This window comes from Fibrobacter sp. (assembly GCA_012523595.1).
Taxonomy (GTDB): Bacteria; Fibrobacterota; Chitinivibrionia; order Chitinivibrionales; family Chitinispirillaceae; genus JAAYIG01.
The window spans coordinates 1-7,999 of record JAAYIG010000042.1; the positions used below are offsets into that span (position 1 = coordinate 1).

Genomic DNA, 7,999 nt, shown 5'->3' on the forward strand with positions numbered 1-7,999 from the left:
GATCTTTAAACGGTCATTTTGAGTGAGAAAAGTCGGTCATTTTCAATGAGAATCATCGGTCATTTTGGTTGAGAATAACCGGTCATTTTCGATGAGAATTATCGGTCATTTTGAGTGATAACGGGCAACCGGGCTTTTTTTTGGCTGGTGGCGGCATTTATGCCGCCGAAAAACGCGGCGAAATGCCGCTAATTATGAACCGCCGAATTGTGCCGAATAATACCTCCCAAAAATGCGCCACAACGCTGCCGATTTAATGCCACCAATAATATGGCCTCATACCTTATTCCAAAAAAATCCTCTCCAATCCCGACCTGCTCCTGTTCCCTTTCCTGTCAACCGCCTCGATATAATACCGCACATCACCGAGCCCCTCGGGAAGATTGACTCGATAATAATTGGCCGTTGCGGTGGGTGAGGTACGTGACGGATAAGGACCGCTTGACTTCATGGGAATCCATTCCTCTTTTCCCCCCGAACGCAATACCAGTTCCACTCTCTCTATCCCGCTTATATCATGAATAAAGGTGTGAACTGTGGCTGTCTTCTCTGCATTGCGAAGGCAACCCTGCCCCCAGGTCTTTCCTCCCGGATTCTCAGGTGTTACCCAGGGTGCGAAAATCGTGGGACCGGTCTTATCGACTCCGGTTTTTAATTTACCGATAAGATCGCCGGCGATGGAGAGTGCCGCGTTGGCAGCCTCTGTTACCTGACGATCCCAGATTTCCTGTCCTGTCCAGTACCAGTAGCAGCTTGTCTCTGCTGTCAACATAAGCCGTTCCGCTTTCAGGAAGCGTTTGTCGGTCAACCCCGCGTCCTCAAGACTGTGAATGTGGTTCTGAAGTGCTGTGAGAACTGCCCAGGAGTTTAAATCCGGGCTGTAGGGCTGGTCATACATGCTGAACCATTTCCTGAACTGGGGATCCCCGTTATCTGCACCGCTCCATGATCCGGGTTCCATATGAACCGCTTTCTCAGGATCAGGTGGAAATTTCTCCAGGTAATCATCGATAGTTGTCAGCTCAAACCTCTCATCCCCCTTCAGCCACTCCACCATCCGTCCGGTATTATGATGATAGTAACTGTCGGCACCTCCTCCGTGATTGTCCCCATCGGAGTGGAGAACGAAAAATGGGGGATGAGCCGGATCGAAGGTGCCGTTAGAAACAATACTGTCGTAAACCTGACCGAGCACCTGCTCATATTGTAAAGCACCATACCCTCCCCGGGCATCCTCATTGCCGATATATCTCTCTGCCGGTACCCCTATTATTGTGTAAACCTTTCCATCGGGGTCCTCATATTTTATATACTCCGGTTTCAGAAGTGACGGGCTGATTTTGGATCCTGCCCAGATATTCTGAAGCTGTATCCAGTCATCGACAGCCCCGTTTACCTGCTCTGCCCTGTTCGGAGGAAGCATCCCCTCGTTGATGCCAGCATAAGGGTAGTCTTTACATGCACGATAACGGTGGATGGAGTCGTAGATAACAGCTTTTATTCCCGCTTCTTTCAGCGCGGGAATAATTCTTACATGAAAAGCGGTTTCAGGAGGAAAGAGAATGCCTGATGTATCTGTTCCGAAGGTTTTCTTTATTGTTTCACGGTGAAGGGCGATCTGCTTGACAATGTCCCGATGAGGGATAAGGGGCATCAGAGGATGAAAGTAGCCGAAAGCTGTAAAACCCATTTTCCTGTGGCCAAGAGTTGTTTTATCATTTGAAATTTCGGAGAGGACACGGTTCCATCCCCGGAAACATCCTCCGCAGAGACCATCCCGGTCGCATCTGTTCAGTTGCTCAATCAGAGATCCGCTCCAGCTTGTGGAAAGTCCTCCGTGTGGAAGACCTCCGGCGGAATACTGCTTTACTGCATCCGGGATAAAATGGGTATACGGACCGCATCTGGAGCCGAAAATTGACTCTTTTTCCCCGTCCCAGTATGATGTATCCGCGGCCCTGTAAAAAGGCTGGTGCATGTGCTTGTGAATACCGAAATAGATCTTTACCGCTGAACCTCCTTTGACTTTTACAGAGGTGATTTTTGCGGCTGTCTGCGGTCTATTGACTGTAAATTCTCCGTTCCATTTTATCCAGTCGCCACCTCCTGCACTGCGCCAGTCCTCTTTTCTGCATCCCTCGACCTGGACAGAATATTTCCCGGACAGAAAAAGTCCCTTCGGAATCCTGACACTGAATTTGTGATCGGGTGTGGACTCAATCTTTTCACCATTAAAGAGGATTTCTCTTCCGTTATCCCTGATTATAACCTGAGGAAACGGCACGGGCCCATCGGTGGTAAATCGTATTGTGAATTCTTGCGATTTACCTTCATCCCCGGCTGCAATTTTTTCGGGGATTTCTACGGACAGGATTCGGTTGAAGATGGGCGATGAGTTGGTGTTGGTAGATTGGTTTTTATTAATTGAATACATGATTTCTCCTTTTTAGACCTTGAAGAAAACAAAAACCCCATTGGCCGGATATAGCTAGTATAGTATTAAATTTTTGAAGGGACAAGACCCTGTACAAACCACCTAATATGATGGTCGGCAAAGGGGTAAACGCTTCGCGTTTTTCTTGTGCCCGTGCTCAGTGCCAGTGGTGCAGTTTACACAAAATATTCCGCACTTCTACTTTGCAGGATTATAAAAAGCGGGCGTAGCGATCAGGACATTCTCTCTGATCAGAACTATTAATCTAGAATTATATTCCTATATTATTATGCCTCCGAAAAAGCGTCGAATACATAACTGCTTCAACCATTCCGGGAAAAAGGCCCGGGGACGGTGCAGCAGGTGCGGGAAATGGATCTGTTACGAATGCGCGGTTCTATACAAGGGAAATCTCTACTGCGCACTCTCATGCACACCATCGGTGTTAAACCCACGCCCAACTATAACCCCGCCTGAGGTTGTTCAGAATAAAGCCAATGAAAAAGGGCCTGCGAAAAAGTGGTTAGTGGTATGGGCTGCTTTTACACTGGCCTTTATCGGTGCCGGATTAGGAACCTGGGCCATGAGAGAGGTTTACTTTTTGAAACAGGAAAACTCGACTCTGAGAGAAAACAGGCTCCGCCTGATAGATCATCTGAAAAGAAGCAACAGCGAGATCCTGTCGCTTAAAGAGGAGTTGAGGACACTCTCAGCGATGATTCCCGGAAAACCGGATTCGCTTAAACCGGTTATGTCAAGGAAAAATGATAGTAGTAGGGATTTTACTAATAACAGCGAATATACCGATGAAGGTTTTCCACTTACATTCAATAATGGATCAACCGATCAGAAGCTGGTTTCAATAACCTTTGATGCCGGCTCAACGGCAAATGCTGCGGATGAGATTCTCGATACGTTAAGATCACGGAATGTCAGGACAACCATGTTTCTTACAGGAGAGTTTATCAGAAGATATCCTGAGCTTGTATCGAGAATTGCCGAAGAGGGGCACGAACTAGGTAATCATACCCTGACTCATCCCAGGCTTACCACCTGGGCCAAGGACCGTACCCATTCACTCCTTCCCGGAGTAAATAAAGAGTTTATCTCCAGACAGTTGTCAGAAAACGAAAATCTGCTCTTGAAGAAGACCGGACTTCGCTTTTTACCTCTCTGGCGTGCACCTTATGGTGAGTTTAACCGTACTATCTGCAGATGGGCGCTTCAATCGGGATATCTGCATATTGGATGGCGTCAGGGGAGAACCTGGTCACAGAACCTCGACAGCAATGACTGGATTCCAGATGAAAACACTCCTGGATTTAAAACTCCCGAACAGGTGCTGGAGAAAATATTGACACTCTCTGAAACGAAACCTCATGGAATAAATGGCGGCATCATACTGATGCATCTTGGGACAGAGCGGGTTGACAGGGGTAAGCAGGTTCATCGTGTGCTTGGTGTGCTTATCGACAGGCTCAGGGAGAATGGCTACCGGGTTGTACCTGTTTCAGAGATAGTAAATAATTCAGGTCTGAACCTTGCGCTTCTGACTCCAAAAAGCCATATTCCTGTTTCCTCTCTTGCAAAGAAAGATAAAGAATGAACTTTGAACTTCTGATACTGAGAGTGCCGGCGATACTGATCGCGCTGACGATCCATGAGTTTGCCCACGGATGGATGGCGCTGAGGCTGGGGGATACAACAGCACGCAATGAGGGGCGGCTTACGCTCAACCCCGTAGCTCATCTGGACCTCTTCGGCACAATAATGCTTCTGTTCGGACCTTTTGGCTGGGCAAAGCCTGTTCCCGTAAACGGTTATAATTTTAAAAAGCCCAAGAGGGATATTTTGCTGGTCAGCCTGGCGGGTCCCCTTTCAAACGTAATCATGGCACTGATTATTGGTTATACGATCCGTATTCTGGGTACTTTCTGGCCATCACTGCTTCTTAATGGTCATACCAGAGATTTTCTATATTTGTGCTTTCTTTTAAATATAGGCATCTCTTTTTTCAATCTTATACCTGTTCCTCCCCTCGATGGCTCCAAGATTCTTCTGGGCCTTTTGCCTGATTCCTGGATTCCGGGGTATATTCAGAAAAGCAGGTATCTCCCCATGATTTTCATGGTGCTTCTTATCGCCGAGTGGGGGCTTCATATGCCCATATTCAGCAGTATTATGAATCCGATTTTCAATCCATACCTTAAATTCTTCAATTTTCTGATTTTTGGAAAGGTTTTCTGATGCAGGGCCAGCAGATTTCTCCTGATCGTTTAAAGAGGGTAATTGAAAGTTTCCGTAACACATCGCTGATTGTAGTCGGTGATGTGATGGTTGATGAATATCTCTGGGGTGATGTAAAGAGAATCTCTCCTGAGGCGCCTGTTCCTGTTGTGGAGGTTGAATCGGTCAGCCGCGGGCTGGGTGGGGCGGCCAATGTGGTTCAGAACCTTTCCAGTCTTGGGATAAAGCCGGTGTTGGTATCGGTTTGTGGTAACGATGAAAACGGGATGCATCTAAAGGGAAACCTGGAGAAGATCGGGTGCGGCTCAGAAGGGATAATCTTTTCCAGTACCCGTCCTACTACTATAAAGACAAGGATCCTTGCCCGTAACCAGCAGGTTGTCAGGGCTGACCGGGAATTGGTGAAGGATCTAAGCAGTGAGGAGAGTGAGAAACTTTGGGAGAGCTACCAGGGACTCTTTGATCGCTGCCAGGGGACTATTATCTCGGATTATGGAAAAGGGGTTATATCTCTTCCTTTTCTAGAGCTAATTATAGAAAAATGCTCTAAGGCGAAGCACTTCGTAGCCATAGACCCCAAGGAGCGCCATTTTGATCAATACAAGGGTGTGACAGTGGTTACTCCAAATCTCAGGGAGGCGCATGCGATGCTGGGTGTTCCTTACCGGAACTGTTCCGATGAGGAGATCAGGGATTTGGGATGGAAGATAGTTGACAATTTATCTCTTCCATACCTGCTTATCACTCTCAGTGAGCGTGGGATGGCTTTGTTTGAGAGCAGCGGGAGAGTATTCAGGCATCTTCCTACCATGGCCAGGAAAGTATTTGATGTGACAGGGGCCGGGGATACGGTTATCAGTGTGTTTTCTGCTGCTGTGACAAGTGGTGCAACACCGATCGAGGCGGCATTTCTGGCAAACTATGCCGCTGGATTGACAGTTGCAGAGCTTGGCACCGCATCTGTGAGCCCCGAGGACCTGATGGCTGCGTGCGGGGTCGCTTAAAGGTTCAGGGCCTGAGCATCTTTTTAATCAGGGCTCTGTTGGGAATTATATAGTCGATTACCGAAAGTAAGGTAAAGACAGCAGGCAGCAGAAGTACCCAGAAGCCGGTATTATATCCGGCGATCTCAAGTGGCATCCATTTTACAGAATAAAACTGCATCAGTACTACCGCTAAAACACCGAAGGCTCCTATTCCCTGCAGGACAGCTTTGGTTTTTCCGGATTTGCGGGCGGCGAGCACGATTCCGTTCGATGCACAGATTATTCTGAGCAACTGCATGAAGGCATCCCTGTAGAAAAAGATAAGGTACATCCAGAGTGGGATGATTCCGGAGACCATGAAAGAGATGAAGACGGTCTGACGGGAGACGCTGTCTGCGACCGGGTCGAAGACTTTTCCGAAATCTGTTACCTCATTTCTTGCCCGCGCGATTCTTCCGTCGAAAAGATCGGAGATCTCAATAAGTCCGGCGAGAGCAGCAGCTACCCAGATCCAGGCAGGGGAGTGTATTCTGTAGCCGACAATGAATACATAGGCGAAAATGGGAGCAATGATCACCCGGGACAGGGTGAAGAGAGTAGCCAGGTTCATAGTTTCCTCCGGTTGTGTACCCGGATAAACCGGATTCTTAGAAGAGGTGCACGAGTCAGGTATAGAAAATAAGTCTGCCCGTGGGGAAATTAAAGAATAAACCACTTATTCATTGAGGACTTTTCCGCAGCTCTTGTACTTGCTCAATGGTAAAACCTGTGATCTTGCTGATAAGGTCATCACTTAAACCAATGGTAATCATTTTATGCGCAATTTCAATTCTTTCCTTCTCAATACCCTCCAACCTACCTTCTATTCTGCTTTTTTTTGCAGTTTCTTCCAGCTTCTTTTTGATAAAATCCTCTAAAACCCCTTCAAGTAACCTTGACATCTGGTCTCTCCCCTCATTCAGGGTTCTCTTAATCTTATCCTGCAACTTAAGAAATAAGCTCTCCTTGGCAGCTCCCTCCAGATATTTCATAAGTGCTTTGAAATATTCCGGTGCCTCAGGGTCATCATTTAGCTCCTTGAATATTACGATTATATCCCTTATTTTCTCAGGCAATACGGGGTTGTGAATGTATTTGAGCGTTAGGAAAAGAATCCTGAGATAAGAGGTTCCCCTGATCTTGTCATCGGCCATTGTAGTGAGGTCGATAATGGTAAATCGCAGGTCAGGAAAAATGTGCTGATGATTTTTATAAGGAACGAAATGTTCAATTGGCCGGAATTCAGTGCCCCATCCGGAATGTCCCTGGCAGATCACTATGGATAAAACGATAGGACGCTTTCTCTGCTGTGTTGCCTCTGATGATACTGGAGCACCATGGCAATGTTCTCCTGCAATTGTACTCCGATTTTGCGATCAGGGTAACTTTTATGTTCAAACAGAAGATAAACATGCTCCGATCCATCGGGTGTTAAACCCGCATATACCACATCGGAGAAAAACTCCTGAAGTTCAGGGTTGATGTGGCTGTCCTTTACCGCTTCCAGTGTTAAAGGATCGATAAGCACCTTGTCTTCGGGGAGAAGATAGTGCTCAACAAAGCTTCGCATTATCTCTATGCGGCTGAATGCATCTTTAAAAAACTAATCATGGGGATGAATCAGCCTGGTATTGTTGGTCATCTGTTTTAAACAGGGAAATATTGGATAAGTTCGGAAGGAAATCTGATTAGGAATTTAATACATTCTAACTGATTGATGGTGATTATTTTGATTTTCTCTGGGTAGAGGTTTTTAATTTATGATTTACATTGATTAACATGATTGAAGATGGTTTAATTATAGCAGAGGAGAAGATTTTAACAATTATATTGATTAGAAGTGATTATTTTGGATTTAGACAGAAAAGGTTTTTTGGTTCTTAATTTGTTTCAGGTTATCTAAGCAGAAAGCATAGGTAATACAGATACAGAACAGATTCTTAAAGTAAGGAGACAGACTATGGTTGGCAAAATCATACGTTTTCCATTCTGGGTTATTTGCAGGGTAGCAGGACTTATTTCATTGGTTTTGAAGCTGATATTTGGACTTCTGTCCGGGGTTTTCCGCTTTCTTTTCAATCATATTATCGGGACAGTGCTGGGCGCGACAGTAGGCTTTGTTTTGGGAAGGAAACACGTGGGGGTGAAGCTTTTTACTCATAAGAAAAAGAAGCCTCAGCAGAAGGCGTCATAAATGACGCCTCCACGCAAGAAAAGCCCGTTTAAACGGGCTTTACTTGGCTAGAGGCGGCATAAATGCCACCGATAAATGCCGATAAATGCCGATAAATGC

At 46.2% G+C, this 7,999-nt stretch carries 7 protein-coding genes and 1 pseudogene; 4 read left to right on the forward strand and 4 right to left on the reverse strand.

Annotated features, from left to right (window positions below; genetic code table 11):
• Positions 1-283: 283 nt before the first annotated feature.
• The gene (locus GX089_02050) at positions 284-2,434 is read right to left on the reverse strand and encodes a glycosyl hydrolase family 57 (GenBank protein ID NLP01254.1); all 2,151 of its coding nucleotides are present in this window, start codon (positions 2,432-2,434) and stop codon (positions 284-286) included.
• A 289-nt stretch (positions 2,435-2,723) separates the two neighbouring features.
• Between GX089_02050 and GX089_02055 the strand changes: the two genes are divergently transcribed.
• Genes GX089_02055 through rfaE1 form a run of 3 tightly spaced genes read left to right on the forward strand, consistent with a single transcriptional unit; the run spans position 2,724 to position 5,685 of the window.
• Positions 2,724-4,040 (forward strand): polysaccharide deacetylase family protein, encoded by a 1,317-nt coding sequence (locus tag GX089_02055; protein NLP01255.1) that lies wholly within the window; start codon positions 2,724-2,726, stop codon positions 4,038-4,040.
• Positions 4,037-4,681, forward strand: coding sequence for a site-2 protease family protein (locus tag GX089_02060; GenBank protein ID NLP01256.1), 645 nt, complete (start codon positions 4,037-4,039; stop codon positions 4,679-4,681). The genes GX089_02055 and GX089_02060 overlap by 4 nt, the downstream gene beginning before the upstream one ends.
• Positions 4,681-5,685, forward strand: coding sequence for a D-glycero-beta-D-manno-heptose-7-phosphate kinase (gene rfaE1 / locus GX089_02065; GenBank protein NLP01257.1), 1,005 nt, complete (start codon positions 4,681-4,683; stop codon positions 5,683-5,685). The genes GX089_02060 and rfaE1 overlap by 1 nt, the downstream gene beginning before the upstream one ends.
• A gap of 4 nt (positions 5,686-5,689) precedes the next feature.
• Here the strand turns inward: rfaE1 and GX089_02070 are convergent, their stop codons facing one another.
• From GX089_02070 to GX089_02080, 3 genes and pseudogenes are all read right to left on the reverse strand, one after another.
• The gene (locus GX089_02070; GenBank protein ID NLP01258.1) at positions 5,690-6,277 is read right to left on the reverse strand and encodes a CDP-alcohol phosphatidyltransferase family protein; all 588 of its coding nucleotides are present in this window, start codon (positions 6,275-6,277) and stop codon (positions 5,690-5,692) included.
• A gap of 109 nt (positions 6,278-6,386) precedes the next feature.
• Positions 6,387-7,064, reverse strand: a complete 678-nt coding sequence (locus tag GX089_02075) for a hypothetical protein (GenBank protein ID NLP01259.1) — start codon at positions 7,062-7,064, stop codon at positions 6,387-6,389.
• Positions 6,983-7,306 (reverse strand): annotated as a pseudogene (locus tag GX089_02080) (Rpn family recombination-promoting nuclease/putative transposase). The gene GX089_02075 and the pseudogene GX089_02080 overlap by 82 nt, the downstream one beginning before the upstream one ends.
• A 360-nt stretch (positions 7,307-7,666) precedes the next feature.
• Between GX089_02080 and GX089_02085 the strand changes: the two are divergent.
• Positions 7,667-7,900, forward strand: a complete 234-nt coding sequence (locus tag GX089_02085; protein ID NLP01260.1) for a hypothetical protein — start codon at positions 7,667-7,669, stop codon at positions 7,898-7,900.
• Positions 7,901-7,999 lie beyond the last annotated feature (99 nt).

What these genes read in the sequence shown, in the direction of transcription:
- GX089_02085 (NLP01260.1), top strand. Translation starts at nt 7,667, where the DNA reads ATGGTTGGCAAAATCATACGTTTTCCATTCTGGGTTATTTGCAGGGTA.
- GX089_02050 (NLP01254.1), bottom strand. Translation starts at nt 2,434, where the DNA reads ATGTATTCAATTAATAAAAACCAATCTACCAACACCAACTCATCGCCC.
- GX089_02070 (NLP01258.1), bottom strand. Translation starts at nt 6,277, where the DNA reads ATGAACCTGGCTACTCTCTTCACCCTGTCCCGGGTGATCATTGCTCCC.
- rfaE1 (NLP01257.1), top strand. Translation starts at nt 4,681, where the DNA reads ATGCAGGGCCAGCAGATTTCTCCTGATCGTTTAAAGAGGGTAATTGAA.
- GX089_02055 (NLP01255.1), top strand. Translation starts at nt 2,724, where the DNA reads ATGCCTCCGAAAAAGCGTCGAATACATAACTGCTTCAACCATTCCGGG.
- GX089_02060 (NLP01256.1), top strand. Translation starts at nt 4,037, where the DNA reads ATGAACTTTGAACTTCTGATACTGAGAGTGCCGGCGATACTGATCGCG.